The organism is Pyxidicoccus caerfyrddinensis (assembly GCF_010894405.1).
GTDB lineage: Bacteria > Myxococcota > Myxococcia > Myxococcales > Myxococcaceae > Myxococcus > Myxococcus caerfyrddinensis.
Genome location: NZ_JAAIYA010000025.1, coordinates 166,285 through 187,580 on the forward strand (window position 1 = coordinate 166,285; position 21,296 = coordinate 187,580).

Sequence of the window (21,296 nt, forward strand, 5' to 3'; positions counted from 1 at the left end):
CCGGCGGTCTCGACTACTTCCGCGCACCCTCCGGCCGGCGGTTGCGCCGACGGAGGCCGAGCAGGGCCAGCAGGGCCAGTCCGGACGAGGCCGGCGCCGCGCTGCAGCCGCCACCCGCGAAGGCGCGGGTGATTTCCTCCACCGTCCAGCTGTAGACGGCGGGCGAGGCATCCACGTTGCCCGCCGCATCCACGGAGCGCACGCGCAGGGTGTGCTCACCCAGCCCGACGTCGTAGCTGTCCTCGCACGGGACGTAGGTGCCGCCGTCCAGGCTGCACTCGTAGCGCACGCCGTCCTCGGTGGAGGCGTAGTCGAACGAGGCATCCCGGTCGTTGGTGAGCGAGCGCGGCCCGCGGGGAATGGAGGTGTCCGGCACCAGGGTGTCGATGGTGAAGGTGTCCGTGTTCGACACGGGGCTGGTGTTGCCGGCCGCGTCGGTGGCCGTGGCCGTCACGGAGTGCTTGCCGTCCGCCATGGGCGCGGTCGGCACGCAGCTCCACGCGCCGGTGTCGCTGGCGACGGCCGTGCAGATGACCGTGTTGCCCTCGCGCACCGTCACCGTGCTGCCCGCCTCCGCCGTGCCCGTCAGCGTGGGCCTGGAGGTGGACAGCACCGAGCCCGGGGCGGGGCCGGTGATGACCGGCGCGGCGGGCGGCGTGGTGTCGACCGGAGTGGGGCCGCGGACGGTGATGTTCACCGCCGGGGCCGGCTCCGTGGCGCTCAGGGTGGTGGAGGTGAGCACCACCGAGTGCGTGCCGTCCGCGACATCCCCCAGGTCGCACGTCCAGTGACCCGTGGCGTCCACGACGGCGGTGCAGGCGGGCGTGTTGCTCCCGTCGACGTAGACGAGGACGGTGGAGCCCGGCGACCCGGTGCCGCCGATGTCACCCTCCGTGGTGCCGCCCGTACCGGGGCTGGTGAGCACCGGGATGAGCTGGCAGATGGACAGTGCGTCCACGCGGTACGTCACCGCCGTCTCGGTGTTGTTGTTCAGCCCGCAGTCGGTGTCCACCAGGGCCAGGCGCACGTCGCCCGTGGCCGCGTCGAAGTCACGCGACAGCGGGAAGCCCAGCGTCATCGCGGCGTTGCGGGTGCTGGAGACGGGCCCACCCACCGGGACGGCGCCCTGCGAGAAGGCCTGCGTCCCGGCGCCCGGGTTGGCGTTGACGCCGAAGATGCCCGGGTACCAGCTGCTGGCACCCGAGTAGCTGACCGCGCCGGACACGTAGTGCATGCGGTAGCGGCCCGGCACACTCAGCGCGGCCTGGACGGCGCCGGCGGGCAGGGACGGGCTGTTGATGTCCGACACCTGCGTGCACTGGCTGCGGCCCAGGCGGGTGAAGAAGGTGCTCACCCCCGTGTTCTTGCAGCCGTACCCGCTCTCGGTGGTGCAGGTGGCGCTGCAGCCGTCGCCCGCGGTGGTGTTGCCGTCGTCGCACGCCTCGGAGGCGGCCTTGACGCCGTCGCCGCACGTCACCGCGCACACCGACGGGTTGCCGGAGCAGCTGTAGCCCGCCTCGAGCGTGCAGGTCGCGCCGCAGCCGTCGCCGGTGGCGGTGTTGCCGTCGTCGCACAGCTCGCCCTCGTCCAGCGCGCCGTTGCCGCAGTTGGTGAGGACGGCGCAGCGGTTGGTGTTGGGGTTGCAGTAGCCGCTGTCGCAGACGCCGGAGGCCGCGCACGTCTGGCCCACCTCCCACAGGCAGCGCGGCGAGCAGGTGTCCCCGCCGGACAGGTTGCCGTCGTCGCACACCTCGCTGCCGGCGACGACGCCGTCACCGCAGGAGGTGCGGCACACGCTGGGAGCGCCGCTGCACGAGTAGCCACTCTCCACGCGGCAGGTGCTGCTGCAGCCATCACCGTTGTCGGTGTCGTCGTCGTCGCACTCCTCGCCGGAGTCCACCGTGCCGTTGCCGCAGGTGTTGAAGCACACGTTGCCCGGCGCGGGGCAGCTGTAGCCCGGCTCCACCGAGCACTGGCTGTTGCAGCCGTCGCCCGCGGTGGTGTTGCCGTCGTCGCAGGCCTCGGCGCCCGCGGTGATGCCGTCGCCGCAGAGGGTGACGCAGGCGCTGGGCTGGCCCGAGCAGCTGTAGCCCGTCTCCACGCGGCAGCCCGGCGAGCAGCCGTCGTTGCCGGCGGTGTTGCCGTCGTCGCACGTCTCGTTCGTGTTCAGCACGCCGTTGCCGCACGTCAGGGCGCACACGGAAGCGCCGTTCGCCGGGGTGCTGCACGCGTAGCCCGGCTCGACGCGGCACTCGGTGGCGCAGCCGTCGCCAGGATTCAGGTTGCCGTCATCGCACTGCTCGCCCGGGTTCATCGTACCGTTGCCGCACGTCTTCGCGCAGGGCTGGCCCACGGTGGGGCAGGAGTAGCCCAGCTCCAGGGTGCAGGCGATGGAGCAGCCGTCGTTCTGCTGGGTGTTGCCGTCGTCGCACAGCTCGCCCGAGTCCAGCCGGCTGTTGCCGCACAGGGGGGCGCACACGGACGGGGCGCCCGCGCACTCGTAGCCACTCTCGATGCGGCACGCCGCGGAGCAACCGTCCGAGCCATTCTGGTTGCCGTCGTCGCACTGCTCGCCGGCGTTGACGGCGCCGTTGCCGCACGTCTGCACGCAGGCCTGGCCCGGGGTGGGGCAGGCATGGCCGGCCTCGACGCGGCAGCTCGCGTTGCAGCCGTCGCCCGCGGCGGTGTTGCCGTCGTCGCACTGCTCACCGGGGTTCAGCGCGCCGTTGCCGCACGTCCTGGCGCAGGTGCTGGGCGCGCCCGTGCAGCCGTAGCCCGGCTCGATGGCGCAGGTGGCGCTGCAGCCGTCGTTGCTGGTGGTGTTGCCGTCGTCGCAGTCCTCGCGCAGGGAGACGGCGCCGTCGCCGCAGCGGTCGTCGTACGCGTCCACGAAGAGGTAGCGGAAGGCGTTGGGCTCGGTGGTCTCGTTCTCGTTGCACAGCTCGATGCGGTTGAGGCCCGTGCGCCAGGGGGCGGTGGTGCCGAACTCGCGGAAGATGTTCTTCTGCCAGGGCTGGCCACCCGGGTCGTTCACCGTGACGGGCGTGACGGCCGTGCCGTTCACCCGCGCGCTGTCGAAGCTGTTGTCGTTGAACGTCGCCAGGCGCAGGCGGAACTGGGAGATGTTCGTCGTCGAGGGGACGATGAAGTCCTGGTACACGCAGGTGCTCTCACCCAGGGGCGCCTGCATGTAGCGCGCGGTCTGGATTTCCTGCGGCCAGTCGTCGGCGCTGCGCACGTCGGTGACGGCGCCCGTCGTCGTTCCCCTGTAGAACCAGTGCGGGTCCGCACCGGACTCCAGGCGGCGGTTGTTCTGGTCCACGCCGGTGTTGAACACCGCGACACCCGCCCTCACGCAGCGGCTGGGGCTGCCCGCGCAGGCGAAGCCGGGCTCCACCTCACACTGGCGGCTGCAGCCGTCGCCCTCGAAGCGGTTGCCGTCGTCGCAGATTTCCTGGTCGAAGTTGGGGAACGGGCGGTTGTTGAAGACGCCGTTGCCGCACAGGGACAAATCGCAGTTGGCCGTGCAGCCATTGGCGCCCGCCGCGGTGTCGCCGTCGTCGCAGGCCTCGCCGGAGTTGGCGGCGTCGTTGCCGCACAGGCTCGCCAGGGAGCAGGCGCGGCCGGGGACGTGACAGAGGTAGCCCGACTCGATGGCGCCGGAGGCGGAACAGCCGTCGCCGGACACCGTGTTGCCGTCGTCACATTGCTCGCCCGGCTGGATCCGGCCGTCGCCGACGACCGACGACGACTGGCTGGCCAGCACGGGGCTGGAGGTGGAGGGCTGCCCGGCGATATCCGCCTCGCAGCCCGTCAGGGTGGACACCAGCGCGAGCGCCAGTGCCGCTGCCTTCAGGAAGACACGTGTAGTCATGGAATCTGGCCTCACTTCTCGATGGTGTCGGCGGTGGGGTTGCCCTGCTGCGTCGTCACGCCGACGGCGTCACCGACAATGTGGAACTCCACGCGGCGGTTCTTCGCGCGGCCTTCCTTGGTCTTGTTGTCCGCGAGGGGCTTCTCGGGGCCGAAGCCCTTCGGCTCCAGGCGCTCGCGCGCCACCGACTTGCCCACCAGGTACTGCGCCACCGCCTCCGCGCGACGCTGGGACAGGTCGCGGTTGTACTCGGGGCTGCCGGTGTTGTCGGTGTGGCCCTCGATGCGCATCTTCTCGATTTCAGGATGCGTGGCGAGGATGCTGGCCACCGTGTCGAGCAGCTTGAAGCTGCGCGGGCTGATGAGGTCCTTGTTGTTCTCGAAGTAGACCGTCTCCAGGACGCGAATCTGGCCCTCGCCAATCTGCGCCAGCTGCTTGCTCTTGCAGCCGTGGTTCTTCTCGGTGCCCGGCTCGTCGGGGCAGTTGTCCAGCCGGTCCACGAGGCCGTCGCTGTCGCGGTCCTTGTCCGGGCAGCCGCGGTTCTCCTTCGGGCCCGCCTCGTTGATGCAGGCGTCGCGCGCGTCGGCGAGGCCGTCCGCGTCATTGTCTGGGTCCGGGCAGCCGTTGGCGTCCTCGAAGCCGTCCGCGTCCTCCGCCTCGCGCGGGCAGGAGTCCTTGGAGTCGGCGATGCCGTCCTTGTCGGTGTCCGGGTCATCCGGGCAGCCGTCGGCGTCCTCGAAGCCGTTCGTGTTCTCCGCCTGGGAGGCGCAGCGGTCGGCCAGGTTGAGGATGCCGTCCTGGTCGTCGTCGCCATCCGCGCAGCCGTCCAGCTGGGCGAGGCCCTTGGACGCGGGGCAGCGGTCCGCGACGTTCTTCACGCCGTCACCGTCCACGTCGAGGTCGGGACACTGCGCCACCTCGTACGGCTGGCCCTCCACACAGCGGGCCGCGCTGCCGGACTCCGGGCCGAAGGTGATGCCCGCGAGCACGCGGAAGTTCGGGGTGCCGGGCGTCTGGCCGAAGCCGGGGCCGCCCATGACGTACACCTCGGAGCCGTGGCCGGTGGGCGCACGCAGGCCGAGCAGCACCTCCATGGACTCCGGCGCGTCCGCGAACGGCAGGGTGCCGCGCACCACCAACTCCTCCTTGAGGCCGAAGAGGCCGGCGGAGAGGTTGACGCCGCCGTTCATCTCCACGCCCATCTCGTCGCGCAGCGGCTGCGTCGCGGGGGACAGTGCGTACGTCTTGGTGCGCACCAGCGCGCCCACGTCCGCGCCCACGCGCCAGGTGCCGCCCAGCTGCTTGCCCAGGCCCAGGCGCGGCGTGAAGACGAAGCCCTCGTCCTTGGTGAGCACTTCGGTGTTGCCCACGGGCAGCGCCACGCCCAGGTGCACGGCGAGGTCCATCGGCCCCTCATCCGCCTCGGAGAGGATGCCCGCACGGCCCTGCAGCCAGGGGGTGCCGAGCCCCGCCGTCTCCGGCGTCGTCACACCGAGCACCGAGGTGTCCGGGCCCCACTGGGTGACGATGGGCACCTGCGCGCCCAATTCGAGCCAGTCGGTGACGGCATACGCGCCGCTCAGGTGCACCGTCACGCGGTTGCTGACGATGACGCCCTGCTGCTCGTCGCGCTCGAGGAGCACCAGCGGCTCGTTCTCGTAGTGCGCGGTGAAGGCGAGGCGATACTGGCCCTTGTCCAGCAGGTCGCCGGTGGACAGCACGAGGCTGTCCTTTGCCGCGGGGTTGAGCTGCAGCCGCTCCAGCTCGATGCCGGGGATGCGCTGCGACTGGGCCTGGACACTGGATGCCCAGAGGACCGCCAGTCCCCCGAGCCACAAATGATTTCTACGTAGAAACAAGGCTTCCTCCACTTTCCGCGTGCCCCCCTCTGGTGCACGCGTCCCTCGGGCTGCTTATGGGGTTCGCGGCCCCTGTGCACGCACTGAGCCATGGCCCCATGGCGATACCTTCCGAGGGGAGCGCCGCGCGGAGCGGCGATTCCTGACGTGTCAAAGGCCCGGCGGTGCGACGCCCCAACGCGCCTTGACGTGTCAGCCCCGCGTCCTTCCCCGTCACCAGGAGTCGCTGCGGGCCGCCACGGGCCAGGACTCCGCGTCCCGAAGGGTGGGTGAAAACGACCCCGGCGCCCCTCTCATCGTTTGAGTTTGCAGCAATTTCTTGCCCGGGCCTGTGGCCATTCGAACGGTCCGGAGGGTCCCCCCGATGCGGCGCTTCTTTCTGCGAGGAGGAGACGATGGGCCGGCAACGCGCGTCGGGGTTCACGCTGCTGGAGGTCATGGTGGTGGTCGCCATCATCGGCATCCTCGCGGGCATTTCCGTCACCACGCTGTCGCGGATGCAGCCCCGGATGGATGTGATGGGCGCGCTGGACGACCTGTCGTCGACGCTCGCGCAGGCACAGGCCCGGGCGCAGTCGCGAGGAGGGGACGTGTGGGTCGTCTTCCTGCCCACGAGCGCGGGCACCACCACCCGCGCGCGCGGCGGCATCCTCGTCTACGAGGACCTGGACCGGGACCTCGCCTTCGGCTCGCTGTCCTTCGACGCCCAGGGCCACCTCACCACCGCGCCGGAGCCGGGTGACGAGGTGCTGTCGCAGACCTGGTACGGCGGCGAGCCCTTCCGGGGCCGTGTCCAGCTGGCGCTCAAGCCGGGCGAGGGCTTCACCCTCAACGCGCCGTTCTCCGGCGCCGCGGCCACCTGCAACTTCTGCTCGAACGGCCCGGGCGGCTTCCGCGGCGCCATCATCTACCAGGCCAATGGCGAGGTGCGCCTCGTGGACGGCACCGGCGCCCCCGTGGCCAACCTCAACGCCGGCGTGGTGACGCTGTCGAGCGACGCCGCGCGGGGCGCGCTCGCCGTCGCGCCCGCCACCGGCTTCGCGCGGGTGACCCGGCCGTGAGACGTGCAACCCACGCCTTCCACCGAGGCACGTCCCTCATCGAGGCCATGGTGGCCACGGCCGCGCTGCTGTTCGGCATGCTCGGCCTGCTGTCCGCGGACCTCGTCTCCTTCCAGCAGAACGCGTACGCGGTGAAGCAGAACCAGGCCACGGCGCTCGCGCGAGACATGGCGGACACCGTGTCCCGGTGGAACTACACCGACGCGCGCCTCGCCAACGACACCGGCAACGACACCCGGGTGCTGGAGAGCGGCGCCTCCTCGCTGGAGCCGGACTGGAGCGCGTACGAGCTGGACATGGCGACCGCGGCCGAGACGACGGCGACCAGTCGCACCCGCGTGCTCGACTCCACCAGCTTCCGGCGCCACGTCGCGCTGCGCCCCCTGCGCGACGGCGCGACGCAGCTGGGCCTGCTGGTGAGCGCGGTGGTGTCCTGGCCCGAAGGTGGCCGGTGGCGCCAGGTGGTGCTCCACACGATGGTCTACGACCCGGCCGGCAACAACGCGCCGGTGCCGGGGCTGTGAGGCGCGAGCGGATGCGCTCCCTGGCTCCTCGCATCCGGGCCTCCGTGGCCCGCGGCTTCACCCTCGTCGAGCTGCTGGTGACGCTGGTGGTCGTCTCCCTGCTCGCGGGCGCGGTGGTGGCGGTGGTCATCCACCAGACGCGGGCGTACGACTTGAGCACCCGCATGCGCGAGGTGGTGGCCGCCAACCGCACCAGCGTGTCCTTCATCGAGCGCCGCCTGCGGATGGCCGGCTTCGGCGTGGACCCGCGCTTCGCCTTCGACTTCGGCAAGACGGGCAGCGTCATCCTCCGCGACTCCAGCACCGGGCCGGACGAGCTGGTCTTCTTCGCCCGCGCGCCGGGCTTCAACCGCCGGGCCACGACGACGAACGCCACCAGCCTCACCCTGGACGCGCCGCTCACGCGGCCCTTCAGCCCCGGGCAGGTGCTGCTCCTCATCTGCCCCACCGGCAGCGGCAGCGCGTACGTCACCGTGAGCGGCATGACGGGGGCCTCCACGGTGTCGCTGTTCAGCGCGTCGGGCGCCTTCCCCCGGCAGCAGGTGCCCGCCTGCTCGGACCCGCCGTACGTCCTCAAGGTGGACCGCTACCGCTTCTTCGTCGCGGACGTGAACGAGGGCGGCCGGGTCCGCTCCTATCTGATGCTGGACCAGGGCCTGGAGGTGGTGCCCGGCAGCCGTGGCGGCTTCAACACCACCACGGACCGCTTCCCCGAACCGAGCGACGCGACGCCGTGGGACGGCGCCCGGGTGCTCACCGCCGCGGAGCTGCAGAACGTCACGCCGCTGGCCGCGGACGTGGAGGACTTCCAGGTGGCGTGGATGATGAACCGCCCGGAGGGTGCCTCGGCCCCCACGCCGCCGGTGGCAGCGCCCGACGCGGACGCGAACTGGATTTTCGGTGACTCGGCCGCCGAGCAGCCGCGCCCGGGGGACACCGCGCCCGCCTTCACCGACGCGTACCTGGACGGCAAGCGCTTCAGCGGGCACCCGGCCAACCTCCGCGGCGTGCGCCTCACGCTCGTCATCCGCTCCACGCGTCCGGTAGGTCGGCGCGGCGTGCGGCCCGCGGTGGAGAACCGGCCTGCGGGCACCGTCCCCGACGCCTTCTACCGCAGCGTCATCACCACCCAGGTGGCCATCCGCAACATGTTGTCCCGCTCCGAGTTCGCCCCCGTGCAGGTGACGTCGGGAGGAGGAAGCTGATGCACTCCCGGTTGCTCCGAGGCTCCGCGCTGCTGCTCGTCCTCATCGTCATGACCATCCTCGCGGTGCTCGCGGTGCTGGGCATCCAGTTCACCGGGCGCGAGCGCGAAGCGGCGCACGCCTTCACCCAGGAGCAGGAGGTACGCGCCTGCGCCGAGACGGCCCGCGCCAACCTCCTGTCCCGGCTGCGCACCGTGGGCATCCGGCCCACGGAGATCCGCTTCTCCGAGCAGCTCCCGGACTCGCCGGTTGCTTCCACGCGCTCCACCTACGGCACGGGGCACCTGGCCACGTCCGCTGCCGCGACGGACGGTGGCGCGGCGGTGACGGTGGAGCCGGTGCAGGTGGTGCTGCGCGGCGTGGGGTCCACCGGCCGGCAGGCGCGTGACGTGACGAACCTCGTCGGCCCCGCGGTGCTCGGCGGCCAGTACTACCGCATCGCCGTCCAGTGCCAGAGCCGGGGAGGCCGGCAGCACGAGATGGAGATGCTGGTCCGCTTCGGAATCTAGGAGACGCCCGTGTCGCGAGAGAACAAGTCACGTGTCGTGGCGTGGGCGGTGGTGGTGGCCCTGGCCGGGGCACTGCTGGCGGCCACGCATGCGCAGGCCAGCGGGGACGCCTCGTGCTGCCTGACGGCCTCGAGCGCGCTCAGCGCGTACCTCAACCCGCCCACCGGCGAGGACAACACCTTCTTCCGGCAGGCCGCGGGAGGCGATGCCACCATCGCCTTCGTGCTGATGAACCGGCGGCGGATGCTCGAGTTCCCGCTGTCCCTGTACGAGATTCGCATCCAGGGCAGCGCGGATGGCCAGTCCCCGGATGACCCCTCCGCCACCGGCTGCAACAACGCGTACCTCAACAACCTCAACTACTTCTACCCGCGGGCCACGGCGCTCTCGGGGAAGTACCAGGCGGCGCGCGGCTACCCGCGCCCGGAAGTCACGTACTCGCCCGGCACCGTCAACACGAACGCGGTGGACCAGCTCTTCCTCGCCGCGAACTACTACCGGTTCCTGACCTGGACGAGCCGCGGCGCCTCGCCGGCGCCGTCGAACAGCACGACGAATGCCTGCTCGGGACTCTCCGGCCTGTCGGCGGCGCAGCAGACCGAGTGCGTGACGTGCCTCGCCACCCGCGGCTACTACCTCAATCCCAACCTGCCCACCGCGCCGGACCTCGGGCGCAGCCTGCTGACGAACACGCAGGCCGGCGTGTTCTCCGGGAACTGGCTCAACTTCCACCCGCCGCGCTACGTGATGCTGCGGCTGGCGCTCAAGCGGCTCATGGGCGACCCGCGCATCTCCCGCTTCCGCATCTCCGTCGTCAGCAACACGGACGACCACGGCGCCGCCATCCGCGAGGCCTTCCGCCCCTCGTGCGGCGGCAGCGGCACGCCCACCAACTCCTTCTCCAACGGCGTCGACTCCGTCCCCTTCACCCTCGACAGCAATCCCATCTCCGAGGTGCTCTTCAACATGGGCGAGTTCCACGCCGACTCGGGACGGTGGTTCGGCGGGGCCAGCCCGCTCTTCTACGACCGCAACGTCGAGAAGATGAACGACAAGGGGAACCTCTGCCGCGACTGCGACAAGCACTTCGTGGCCCTGATGTCGGACGGCCGCGGCGACGATGCCATTCCCTACTGCACGCCTCGGCTCAACGCCTCCGGCGTGCTCGCGCCGCCGAGCCCGTGCACGCAGCCGCCGAGCCTGAACTGCCTCGACGTCCTGGGCGTCACGCACGTGGAGGGAGACGGTGATGACTACATCCCCGCGGGCCGCTCGGTGGTGCTCTCCGGAGGCGCGCCCCTGACGCCGGCGGGCACCTGCCCCTCGGACCTGGCGGATGACGTGGCGGGCTTCCTCGACCGCACGGACCTGAGCGTCGCGTCCTCCTTCCCGGGCCAGAACTCCGTCCAGACGTACGTCGTCGGCGTGGGGAGCAACAGCGCGCAGCGCATGAACATCCTCCGCAAGGTGGCGGAGGAGGGCGGCGGCGACTTCTACCTCGCGGACGACTACGGGAAGCTGGAGAGCGGCCTGGACTCCATGCTCACCCAGATGTCGCGCCGGGCCACCTCCTTCGCGAGCGCGGCCGTGTCCTCGTTCCAGGTGAACTCGGGCGGCACCGGCATCGTCCCGCGCTTCCGCCCCAACCGCACCGGCGACTGGCGCGGCTTCCTCTACCGGTGGAACCTCTTCAGCGAGTTCGTCGAGGGCTCCAACAAGAACGCCAGCGAGGAGGACCCGGACGACCTGGACGACGTGTTCATCACCGACGTGAACAACAACATCGTCATCGAGGACGACGACGGCGTCTTCCGGCGCAAGGGCTCCACGGAGCGGGCCACGCCGCACTGGGAGGCGGGCGAGAAGCTGGTGCAGAAGGGCGCCGACAACCGGCGCATCTACACCGTCATCGACACCGCCGCGAGCAACGGCGCCGGGGGGCCGGACGGGAAGCTCGACTCCGGGGATGCGCGCATCGAGTTCACCGAGGCCAACGCGGACCGGCTGCTGCCATACCTCGCGCTGGACGGCTCGCCCGTGTGCAGCATCCTGCAGACGTCGCTGGGGCTGAGCTCGCTCACCCGGACGGCCTGCGCGCGGCTGGTCATCCGGTACGTGCGCGGCAAGGACGTGCTGGACGAGGACGGCGACCTGGACCGGAACGACGACCGGGAGTGGCTGCTCGGCGACGTCTTCCACTCCTCGCCCACGCTGGTGTCCAACCCGGTGGAGCCCTTCCTCTGCGACCTGGGGCTCCACACCCAGTGCGTCAACACGCTCTACGTCAAGCAGCTGCCCGTGGGCGCCACGCCGATGACCAGCTACCCCACCGGCGGCGGGCCGGTGGATGCCTACGAGAAGTACCGGCAGGACGGCCTGTCGCGCGAGCGCATCGTCCTGGTGGGCGCCAACGACGGCATGGTGCACGCGTTCCTGGCGGGCAGCCCGCTGGCGTCCGTGCCGGCGCCCTCGGCCGCGCAGCGCTTCCCGGAGACGCACGACGTGGGCACGGGCGAGGAGCTGTGGGCCTTCGTCCCGCCGGACCAGCTGGCGAAGCTGAAGTTCCGGATGAACATCGAGGGCCGCCACCACTACTTCGTGGACGGCGACATCATGGTCCGGGACATCTGGGCGGACTCTTCCGCCAACCCGGACCAGAAGGACGCGGACGAGTTCCACACCATGGCCGTCTTCAGCGAGCGCCGCGGCGGCAACCACTACTTCGCGCTGGACGTGACGGACCCGCGAGAGCCCCGGTTCCGCTGGCTCTTCCCGCAGCCGTGCTCGCCGGAGGCGGCGGAGGTGGGCGAGACGTGGATGAGCCTGAGCCCGAAGGCGCCGCCCATTGGCCCGGTGCTGCTGCGCAAGGACACGGGCGGCGTGCCCCGCGTCGTCCCCCCGTCGACGGTGGCCGTGCCCACCGAGGAGCGCTGGTCGGTGTTCCTCCAGGGCGGGTATGACCCGAACCTCAACAAGGGCCGGGGCGTCTACGTGCTCGACGTCTGGTCCGGCTCGTTGCTCTTCAAGCGCCAGTACGACCCGGCGCGGAGCGTCTCGCAGTCGCTGAAGTTCCCCGTCGCCGCGCCCATCGGGCTCATCGACTACGGCGGGCAGGGCAGCAACCAGGACGGCTTCTTCGACACGGGCATCATCGCGGACACGGGCGGACAGGTGCACGTGCTGCGCTTCCAGGAGCCGGGCCAGGACACCGACGGCGACGGGCTGATGGACAACTGGCGCATGGCGCGCAGCTTCGAGCAGGGCGGCAGCGCCGACCTCGACCTGCGCGAGCGCAACCCGTTCTTCTTCCTGCCCTCCAACAGCATCGACCCGATGACGGGCCAGCTGCGCACCTTCCTCGGCACCGGCGACCGCTACAACGTCCGCGACACCAATGCCGGGGAGTGCAAGGTGGACAACGCCTATGCCTGCGGCAAGTACGCGTGCACGTGGCAGAGCACGCTCACGCTCGACACGGGGAGCCGCACGTACACCACCGGGACTTCGCTGTCGGGCGGCAAGGTGACCGCGGTCTCCGAGACGACGGCGTCGGGCGCGGGCTCCACGTGCGGCTCCTTCACGGGCACGCAGGTGGACACGCTCAACAACTGCGCGGGCCTCTCCACGGCGCGCGTGCTGAAGAGCAAGAGCGTGACGTGCGCCAACCTGGACGGAGGCTACGGCTGCACGGAGGACATGGCGTCCGAGAGCGGCGGGGTGTTCGACACGGCCACGGTGGGGACGTTCACCGGCTCGGGGGTGAACAAGAACCGGTACTACGGCTTCTGGTCCTACGGGAAGTCCATCCCCCAGTCGGACGGCGGCACGGTGCTGCGCGAGTTCTCGGACGACACCGGCGCGGTGTCGTTCGACAGCAACCGGCTGCGCGAGGCGCGACTGGTGGACGTGACGGATGGAGGCACGGCCGCGCCCAACTCGGAGGGCTGGCGGCTCGAATACGGGGCGATGTCGGAGCGCACCGCGAGCGGCTCGGGCGTGCTCGCGAGCTGTGTGCTGTGGAACTCGCTGGAGTTCATGCCCAACGCGAACTCGGCGTGCTCGGTGGGCGGGACGAACCAGGCGCGCATCTACCAGGCGAACATCTTCACCGGCGCGGCGGACTGCGCGGACTCGTTCAAGCAGGCGGATGGCACCTATGTCCGCTCGCTCAACCGCACCGTGCTGACGCCCCCCGCCGAGCCGACGCCCAAGGTCAGCATCAACGCATCGGGGCAGATTCGCTACAGCCTCGACTCGTTCGACCCGGGCGCCTCGCAGGCCCAGAGTGTCAACGTCCAGAGCAGTCAGGACGTCGTCCAGCTCATCTACTCGCTGGACGTGCCTCCGGCCCTGCACGCGTGCCGCCATGCGACGAACGCGGACGGAACGGAGGGGCGCTGCGAGTAGGGCCACGGCCCTGAGGCCGAGCGCCTCGGGGCTCGTCTGGCGTCGGCAGGGCGTGTCCCGGGCGGCCTGACGAGCTGGCGCCCGTGTCACCGTTCGCGAGGGATGACCATCTTTCTTTCCGGCAGGCCGGCATCCACGGCGCGCCGGCGAAGGAGGACGGTTGATCCGGACGCTGAACGACGCGGTGGAGTTGGTGCACACGCACCACGTCATCACCGAGGTGCCCACGCATGGGCCCGCCTCGCTCGTGGAGAAGGTGCTGGGAGGGCGACCCTCCGGGAGCTGGCGCGAGCACTCCAAGGGGCGGCTCGCGTACCGGCTGGGGCGGATGCTGCGGGCCTCGCCGGACGTGCTCGCGGTGCGGCTGGTGGAGGGGAAGGTGGCCTTCGTGGACCGCACGCTGTGGCCCTCCGTGTACCGCGTCGCCATGGAGCCCACGCGCCGCCGCGCGTCGCTGGCGGGACTCTCCACCGAGGCCCGCGAGCTGCTGACCGCCGTCGAGCGGGACAGGGAGGTCCGGCTGGACAAGGAAGGGCCGTGGACGAAGGCCCGACAGACGCTGCAGGAGCGGCTCCTCGTCCACTTCTCCGAGGCGCAGGAGGAGGACGGACACCACGTCGCGGTGCTGCGCTCGTGGCGGACGTGGGCCTCTCCGGGGCTGCGGGACGAGGCGATGACGCTGTCCTACGAGGACGCGCTCGCCCGGCTGCGGGAGGCGTGTGGCGGAGCGCCCACCGGCCTGGGCCCGTGGGTGTTCTGAGCGACGCGGGATAGCGCCCGCGCGGTGCGGGAGGCGACGGCGCGCCTCGGTCCGTGGGTGCTCTGAGCGACGTGAGGTAGCTCCCGCACGGTGCGGGAGGCGACGGCGCGCCTCGGTCCGTGGGTGCTCTGAGCGACGTGAGGTAGCTCCCGCACGGTGCCGGAAGGCGCGTGGCGAAGACGACTGAGCCTTCCGCGCAACATTGGCCTGCACTGAGGAATGGCCGAAAGCGTGGGCTCTGTGTCCTTGCGGCCAGGACGTGAAGGGGCGCAAGGTGCCTCCCATGAAGCGAGCTTCCCTACGCCCAAGGCCAGCGCCCTCCGGTCCCCGGGGACTTCCGCTGCGCATCGCGCTGCTCGCCTTCGACGACGCGCAGGTCCTCGACGTCACCGGCCCGCTGGAGGTCTTCGGCCGCGCCTCGCGCCTGCTCCGGGAGCAATACGGTGCGACGGAGGACCGGTATGCGCTGAATCTCCTCAGCGCCCATGGCCCCGTGCTGCGCTCTTCCTCGGGCCTGCGCCTCGTCGCGGACGCGGTGCTCCCGCGCGGGCGCTCAGGCCCAAAGCGCGGCGGCACCTTCGACACGCTGCTCATCGCGGGAGGCCGGGGCGTGCGGCACGTAGTGGAGGACCCGCGCGTCCTCTCCTGGGTCCAGGCGCAGGCCCCGCGCGTGCGCCGGCTCGCCTCCGTCTGCACCGGCGCTTTCGTGCTCGCCGCGGCGGGGCTGCTCGACGGACGGCGCGCCGTCACCCACTGGAGCGAGTGCGAGCAGCTCGCGCAGCGCTACCCGGAAGTCACCGTGGAGGAGGACCCCATCTTCATCCGGGACGGCCACGTCTACACGTCCGCCGGAGTCACCGCGGGCATGGACCTGGCGCTGGCCCTGGTGGAGGAGGACTGCGGCCGCGACGTGGCGATGGCGGTGGCGCGCGAGCTGGTGCTCTTCCTCCGCCGGCCCGGGGGCCAGTCGCAGTTCAGCGCGCAGCTCTCCGCGCAGACGGCCGAGCGCGAGCCGCTAAGAGACTTGCAGGCGTGGATGGTGGACCACCCCGGTGACGACCTGCGCATCCCCGCGCTGGCGCGCCGCGCCGCCATGAGCGAGCGCCACTTCCGCCGCGCCTTCACCGCCGAGGTCGGCTGTCCTCCCGCCCGCTTCGTGGAACAGGTGCGGGTGGACGCCGCGCGCCGGGCCCTGGAGGAAACGGCCGACGGCGTGGACGCCATCGCCGCGCGCCTGGGCTTCGGCACCTCCGAGTCCATGCGCCGCGCCTTCACGCGCATCCTCCACATCAGCCCTACTGCATACCGCGAGCGCTTCCGCGCCGCGAAGCCCACCCGCGAGCGCTTCCGCGCCGCAGAACCCAGGAGAGCCAGGCCATGACCCGCATCGGTATCGTGCTGTTCGACGGAGCAGAGGAGCTCGACTACGCCGGCCCATGGGAGGTCTTCGCCGCGGCGGCGTACCTCCGTCCGGAGCTCAATATCGACGTCCGCACCTACGCGAAGGACACCACCCCCATCCGCAGCGCCAAGGGCCTGCGCGTCATCCCCCACGCGAGCTTCGCGGAGGCCCCGCGCCTGGACGTGGTCCTCGCGCCGGGAGGCGAGGGCCGCAAGCGGGAGATGCACGACGAGGGGATGCTCGGGTGGCTCCGTGCGAAGGGCGCCGAGGCGAAGTGGAACACCAGCGTCTGCACCGGCGCCTTCCTGCTGCACGCGGCGGGGCTCGCGAAGGGGCGCCGGATGACGACGCACTGGAGCGCCATCGAGGAGCTGCGCGCCCGGGGCGACGTCACCGTGCTCGACGGCATCCGCTACGTCCGGGACGGCAATGTCGTCTCCGCGGCGGGAGTGTCCGCGGGCATCGACATGTCGCTGTGGCTGGTGGGGCAGCTCTGGGAGCCGGCCTTCGCGCGGCAGGTCCAGCGCTACATCCAGTACGAGCCCGCGCCGCCGTACGCCGCCGAGGCCTAGGCGCTACGCCGCCACGTCGAGAATCTCCAGCGCCTCGCGGACGCCGGGCATGGCGGCGAGCATCTCGAACTCCGCCGCCTGGAGCATGGACACCCGGCGACCGGACACTCGGTCCATGAGCAGCTCGATGCGGTAGTCACCTGCTGGACTGACGTGGCGGGAGATTCGGGCGCGGCGGCCCTCGGCCTGACAGGCGAGGATATCGTTGCGCAGGCTACGGAGCCGGCGGAATACCTTCAGCGCAAGACGCCCCTCGGGGGTGTCGAACGTGTGGAAGTGCCGATTTCTCGACAGGGGCTTGCTGGGATCATGGAGCCTCTCCACGAGGCGCCGAACGAATGGGTCCATCGACGGGGGAGGATAACATCCGGTACCCTCGCTCTCAGCGATGCCCCGGCTTTTTTCGATCCGTCCCTGGACCCTGGCGCTCCTCCTCCCGCTTGCTTGCAAGGAGCCGGAGGTGGCAGCAGTCCAGAACCGTGCCCAACAGGCCCAGATGGCCCTTGCCGAGGGCCGTACGTACCTGGACAAGAATGAGCCCAACCAGGCCCTCTCGGCCCTGCGTCGGGCCGCCAGCGCCGCGCCGGAGAGCGCCGAGCCGCTGCTGCTCATGGCCCGCGCCCACCGGATGGCGGGCAACGAGGGCGCCGCCATCCTGGCGCTCAAGCAGGCGAAGTCCCTCGTCGGGGACGACCCGTCGATTCAGCGCGAGCTGGCCGACCTGTACCTCCTGGACGGCCACACCCAGGACGCCCTCGCCGCCCTCGTCCGCCTGCGCGACTCGGGCTCGCTGCCGGACGCGGACGTGCTCCGGCTCGCCCGCATCCAGGCGCGCGAGGGGCAGATTGAAGCCGCCTTCAAGACGCTGGAGGGCATCCTCCGCGAGAGCCCGGACGACGCCGAGGCCAAGTCCGTGGAGGCCGAGGTCCTCCTCATCAAGGGCGAGGAGCTGCTGGCGGCCAACCTGATGGACCGGCTGCTCCAGGAGGACCCGGCGCTGACGTCCGCGCGCCTGTTGCGCGCGCGCTACTTCCTCAACAGCGGCTTCCCGGAGATGGCGGAGGCGGACCTGGGCGCCGTGCAGGCGCCGGAGTCGGCGCGCACGGACGTCGTCACCCTGCGCGCGCGCGTGCTGCTGGTGCTGGGGCGCCCCGCGGAGGCCGAGGTCGCCCTGAAGAAGCTGGTGGAGACCGAGCCCCAGAATGCCGAGGCCCTGGCGTGGCTCGCGGAAGCCACGCTGGTGCAGGGGCGCCGCGCGGACGCGCAGGGGCTGGTGGACCGGGCGCTGCAGCTGCGGCCCCGCATGGCGCGGGCCCTGTACGTGCGCGGGCGCGTGTTCGAGGACCAGGGCGACCGCCGCGGCGCCGAGGAGAGCTACCGCTTCGCCCTGTCGGCGGAGCCCCGCTTCGCGCCCGCGCACTCGCGCATGGCGCAGATGCACCTGAAGGCGGACCGGAAGTCGGACGCCCAGCTCTCCCTGGAGCGGCTGCTCACGCTGGGCGAGGCGTCACTGGAGGAGAAGGCGCAGCTCGCCGGCCTCTACGCGACGCTGCAGACGAAGGTGCCCCAGGGGATGAAGCTCATCGAGGAGGCGCTGAAGCGCAGCCCCGACAACGAGGAGTACCTCCGCACGCAGAAGGCCCTGGTGGCGCTCGCTCCGAAGCCGAAGAAGCGCCCCACGGGCCCCGTCATCATCCGCGGAGGCCGCTGACGGCGGCCAGCACGGGAGCCTCCGGCGCCGGCAGCCCGGGGGCCTCCGCCACCACGCGCTCCAGGGCCTTCAGGCCCTTGCGCTGGCCCACCGCCACCACCGTGAGGTTTTCACGGTTGAAGTAGCGCCGGGCCACCTCGCGCACGCGCGCGGCGGACTGCGCGTCCACCAGGTCGGCGCGGTGGCCGAAGGACTCGGGCGCGTTGAAGATCTCATTCACGCCGAACCAGCCGGCCAGCTCGCCCGGCGAGTCCTGCGCGAACTCCAGCAGCATGCGGTGCCGCCGCTTGGCGCGCGACAGCTCCTCTTCGCCCACCTCGGTGTCGCAGAGGGCGCCCAGCACGCGGAAGGCCTCGGCCACCACCTGCGCCGCCTTCTCCGGGGCGCTGGCCGCCTCAATCTCGAACACGCCCGCGTCGTGGTACGTGTCCAGCGACGCGTGGACGGAGTACGCCAGCCCGCGCCGCTCCACGATTTCGAACGGCAGCCGTGAAGACAGCCCGTCATCCAGCAGGCGCCGGATGATCTGCAGGGCGGGCTGGTCGTCATGCCGGTCCGGCACGGTGCGGAAGTTGATGCGGAACTCCGTCTGCGACTCGTCGTGCGCCACGAAGTGCAGCGTGGGGCCGGGCGGCGTGGAGGGCGGGGCGAGCTCCGTGCTGACGGGGCCTCGCGGCAGCCGCGCGAAGGCGCGCTCGGTCATCTCCAGGACCTCCTGGCGATTGACGCGCCCCGCGGCGGTGACGACGAGGTTGCCGGCGACGTAGTGCCGCGCGAAGTGCTCCAGCACCTGGGCGTGGGTGAGGGCGGAGACGGACTCGCGGGTGCCGGCAATCTTCATGGCCAGCGGGTGGCTCGGGAAGAGCAGCTGCTGGGAGAGATTGTCCAGGTCGATGTCGCGACCCTTCTCGTCCACCTCGTCGAGCATCTCCTCGAGGATGATCTGCCGCTCCACCTCCATGTCGGTGAGGCGGGGGCGGGTGAGCATGTCACCGAGGATGTCCATGCCCACGCGCAGGTGCGCGGGGTGGATGGGCGTGTAGTAGTACCCGTGGTCGCGGGTGGTGACGCCGTTGAGGTTGCCGCCGACTTCCTCGACGGCCGCGTTCATCTTCACCGTGTCCGGCCAGCCTTCGCTGCCGCGGAAGAAGAGGTGCTCCAGGTAGTGGCTGACGCCGTTGTTGGCGGGCGTCTCATGGCGGCTGCCCGTCCGCACGTAGATGGCGAGCAGGGCGGTGTGGAGGTGGGGCGTCTCGACAGTGACGACGCGCAGCCCCGAGGGCAGCTCGTCCCGGTACGAATTGAAGCTCATGCGCGTGGGAGCCTTAACACGAAGGAGGTGCCCTGGCCGGGAATACTCTGGCAGGAGAGCGAGCCCCCGTGGGCCTGGAGGATCTGCTGGCTCACCGCGAGTCCCAGCCCGGTGCCGCCCTCCTTGGTGGTGAAGAAGGGCTCGAAGAGGTGACGCCGCACGTCCTCCGTCATGCCCTGGCCGGTGTCGCTCACATGGACCTCCACGTCGTGCTCCAGGGGGCGGGTGGCCACGGTGAGCCTGCCGCCTTCGGGCATGGCTTCGCGGCTGTTGCGCAGCAGGTTGAGGAACACCTGGCGCAGCTGGCCCTCGTCCGCGAGCACGGCGGGCGTGTCCTTGTCGAAGTCGCGCACCACCTCCACCCCGGCGCGCTCCAATTCCTCGCGGGTGAAGTCGAGCACGCCGTCCAGCACGGCGGTGACGTCGCGCGGGTCCAAATCCGGCCGGGGAGGGCGGGCCATGCGCAGGTACTGCTCGGTGACGTCCGCCAGGCGGTCCACCTCGTGGGTGACGGCGGAGAGCAGCTCCTTCACCTCGGTGGAGTCCTCCTTCGACGCGAAGCTGGCGCGCTCCAGGCCGTCCTGGAGCAGCTCCACGTTGAGGCCGATGGAGGAGAGGGGGTTGCGCACCTCGTGGACGATCTGGGCGGAGATGCGGCCCACGGCGGCGAGCTGCTCGGCGCGCATGAGGGCCTCGGCCTGGGCCTTGAGCTGGGCCTCGCGGGCCTGGAGCGAGCGGGCCATCTGGTCGAACTCGCGGGCGAGCACGGCCACCTCGTCGTCGCCGCGCACGCCGAGCTGGGCGTTGTAGTCGCCGCGGCCGATGCGGGACACGCCCTCGATGAGGGTGCGCACCGGGCGCAGCGTGCGGGCCGACCAGGCGATGACGCCCAGGCCCACGATGGTGGCCGCCAGTGAGAAGCCGATGATGAACAGGCCGGTGGTGCGCTCGCGCTCCTCGGCGCCGTCCACGCGCTCGCGGATGCGGTTGGCGAGCGCGGCGCGCAAGACGCGAATCTCGCGGCCGATGGAGGTCTCCAGCTGGCGCAATTCCTTGGTGGCGCGGGCTACTTCCTCGCGGTCCGGGGACGCGGTGGACAGCGCGGAGAACACGGTCTCGGCGGCGCGGCCGTAGTCGCGGTAGCGCGCGTGGATTTCGCCGAAGCGGTTCTCCAGTCCGAGGATGAAGGGGGCCTCGCTGGCGGGGGCGAAGGCGAGCACCTCGCGTGCCTTGACCTGGGCGTCCGTCAGCCGCTGGGACATGAGGGGCGGGAAGTAGAGGCGCGCGAGGCGGATGTAGGCGCGCCGGGCCTCCACGCTGCTCTCATCGAGCATCCGCTCGGTGTCCTTCTCCTGCGTGGTGTGGAAGGTCTCCAGCTCCGCGGCGTCCTGCGACAGCTGGAGGTAGCCCTGGCTGACGAGGCGGATCTCCAGGCGGTTGCGGTGCAGCTCCGTCACGCTGAAGAGCGACACCATCCCGAAGGTGATGAGCACCACCGCGTAACCCAGGAAGATGCGCGTGGCGAGGGAGAGCTTCACGGGGTGTCATCGCTACGCGGACCCGAGCCCGGGCGCAAGTCGCGATGTGCTCCCACGCCCCCCAGGCAGGGCGACCCACCCGCGTGTCCAGGGCCCCCTGGGCGAAGCGGATGACTGGATGCTGAATGCCTTGGAGCGGTGCTGAGGCAAACCGGTCCTCGCGAAAGCACTCCTCCGCTGAGGACCGGCTCCACCTTCCCCATCCCTCACGCCCGAGCCGTCCGACTGGAGCAGGGTGAATTCACCCGCTCAGACTGCCTTGGTGCTCTGTCCTGCCGTGCTGCGTGCTGCCCCGACCTGCCCGCCGCCTTGTGCTGCCGTGCTGCCGTGCTGCCCGACCAACCCGCCGCCCGTGCTGCCCCGTACCGCCGTACTGCTCCGCCCAACCCGCCCGTACTGCCCCGACCAACCCGCCCGTACTGCCCCGTGCTGCCCCGACCAACCCGCCGCCCGTACTACTCACCGCTCGTGCTGCCCGCCCAACCCGCCGCCCGTACTGCCCCGTACCGCCTTGCTGCCCAACCCCGTGCTGCCCCGCCCAACCCGCCGCCCGTGCTGCCCA

The 21,296-nt window shown here is 71.2% G+C and carries 13 protein-coding genes; 9 read left to right on the top strand and 4 right to left on the bottom strand.

All coding sequences use genetic code 11. From position 1 onward, the window contains the following. Positions 1-13: 13 nt before the first annotated feature. Together G4D86_RS41575 and G4D86_RS41580 are read right to left on the bottom strand one after the other, a co-directional pair. Complete coding sequence (locus tag G4D86_RS41575) at positions 14-3,874, bottom strand: DUF4215 domain-containing protein (RefSeq protein ID WP_163999974.1); 3,861 nt, start codon at positions 3,872-3,874, stop codon at positions 14-16. Between the two features lie 11 nt (positions 3,875-3,885). Beyond that, entirely contained in the window at positions 3,886-5,733 is a 1,848-nt protein-coding gene (locus G4D86_RS41580; RefSeq protein WP_163999976.1) for an OmpA family protein, read from the bottom strand. A 395-nt stretch (positions 5,734-6,128) separates the two neighbouring features. Between G4D86_RS41580 and G4D86_RS41585 the strand changes: the two genes are divergently transcribed. From G4D86_RS41585 to G4D86_RS41630, 9 genes are all read left to right on the top strand, one after another. Continuing rightward, positions 6,129-6,794, top strand: a complete 666-nt coding sequence (locus G4D86_RS41585) for a pilus assembly FimT family protein (protein WP_163999978.1) — start codon at positions 6,129-6,131, stop codon at positions 6,792-6,794. Then, entirely contained in the window at positions 6,791-7,318 is a 528-nt protein-coding gene (locus G4D86_RS41590) for a type IV pilus modification PilV family protein (protein ID WP_163999980.1), read from the top strand. The genes G4D86_RS41585 and G4D86_RS41590 overlap by 4 nt, the downstream gene beginning before the upstream one ends. Before the next feature lie 11 nt (positions 7,319-7,329). Then, the gene (locus G4D86_RS41595) at positions 7,330-8,523 is read left to right on the top strand and encodes a prepilin-type N-terminal cleavage/methylation domain-containing protein (RefSeq protein WP_163999981.1); all 1,194 of its coding nucleotides are present in this window, start codon (positions 7,330-7,332) and stop codon (positions 8,521-8,523) included. Beyond that, the gene (locus G4D86_RS41600; protein WP_163999983.1) at positions 8,523-9,032 is read left to right on the top strand and encodes a hypothetical protein; all 510 of its coding nucleotides are present in this window, start codon (positions 8,523-8,525) and stop codon (positions 9,030-9,032) included. Before G4D86_RS41595 ends, G4D86_RS41600 begins: the two co-directional genes overlap by 1 nt. 9 nt (positions 9,033-9,041) lie before the next feature. After that, positions 9,042-13,439, top strand: a complete 4,398-nt coding sequence (locus tag G4D86_RS41605) for a pilus assembly protein (protein ID WP_163999985.1) — start codon at positions 9,042-9,044, stop codon at positions 13,437-13,439. 160 nt (positions 13,440-13,599) lie between these two features. Further along, complete coding sequence (locus tag G4D86_RS41610; RefSeq protein WP_163999987.1) at positions 13,600-14,199, top strand: RNA methyltransferase; 600 nt, start codon at positions 13,600-13,602, stop codon at positions 14,197-14,199. Positions 14,200-14,482: 283 nt separating this feature from the next. Then, positions 14,483-15,580, top strand: coding sequence for a GlxA family transcriptional regulator (locus G4D86_RS41615; RefSeq protein WP_163999989.1), 1,098 nt, complete (start codon positions 14,483-14,485; stop codon positions 15,578-15,580). After that, complete coding sequence (locus G4D86_RS41620) at positions 15,577-16,173, top strand: DJ-1/PfpI family protein (RefSeq protein ID WP_163999991.1); 597 nt, start codon at positions 15,577-15,579, stop codon at positions 16,171-16,173. The genes G4D86_RS41615 and G4D86_RS41620 overlap by 4 nt, the downstream gene beginning before the upstream one ends. A gap of 460 nt (positions 16,174-16,633) precedes the next feature. Further along, positions 16,634-17,884 (top strand): tetratricopeptide repeat protein, encoded by a 1,251-nt coding sequence (locus G4D86_RS41630; RefSeq protein ID WP_240360781.1) that lies wholly within the window; start codon positions 16,634-16,636, stop codon positions 17,882-17,884. On the opposite strand, the gene G4D86_RS41635 is transcribed toward G4D86_RS41630, so the two are convergent. Both G4D86_RS41635 and G4D86_RS41640 read right to left on the bottom strand, forming a co-directional pair. Next, complete coding sequence (locus tag G4D86_RS41635) at positions 17,865-19,196, bottom strand: M16 family metallopeptidase (RefSeq protein WP_163999997.1); 1,332 nt, start codon at positions 19,194-19,196, stop codon at positions 17,865-17,867. The two genes, G4D86_RS41630 and G4D86_RS41635, sit on opposite strands and share 20 nt — an antisense overlap. Next, a complete protein-coding gene (locus G4D86_RS41640; protein WP_163999999.1) occupies positions 19,193-20,734 on the bottom strand; it encodes a sensor histidine kinase in 1,542 nt (513 codons plus the stop codon). Before G4D86_RS41640 ends, G4D86_RS41635 begins: the two co-directional genes overlap by 4 nt. Between the last annotated feature and the right edge of the window lie 562 nt (positions 20,735-21,296).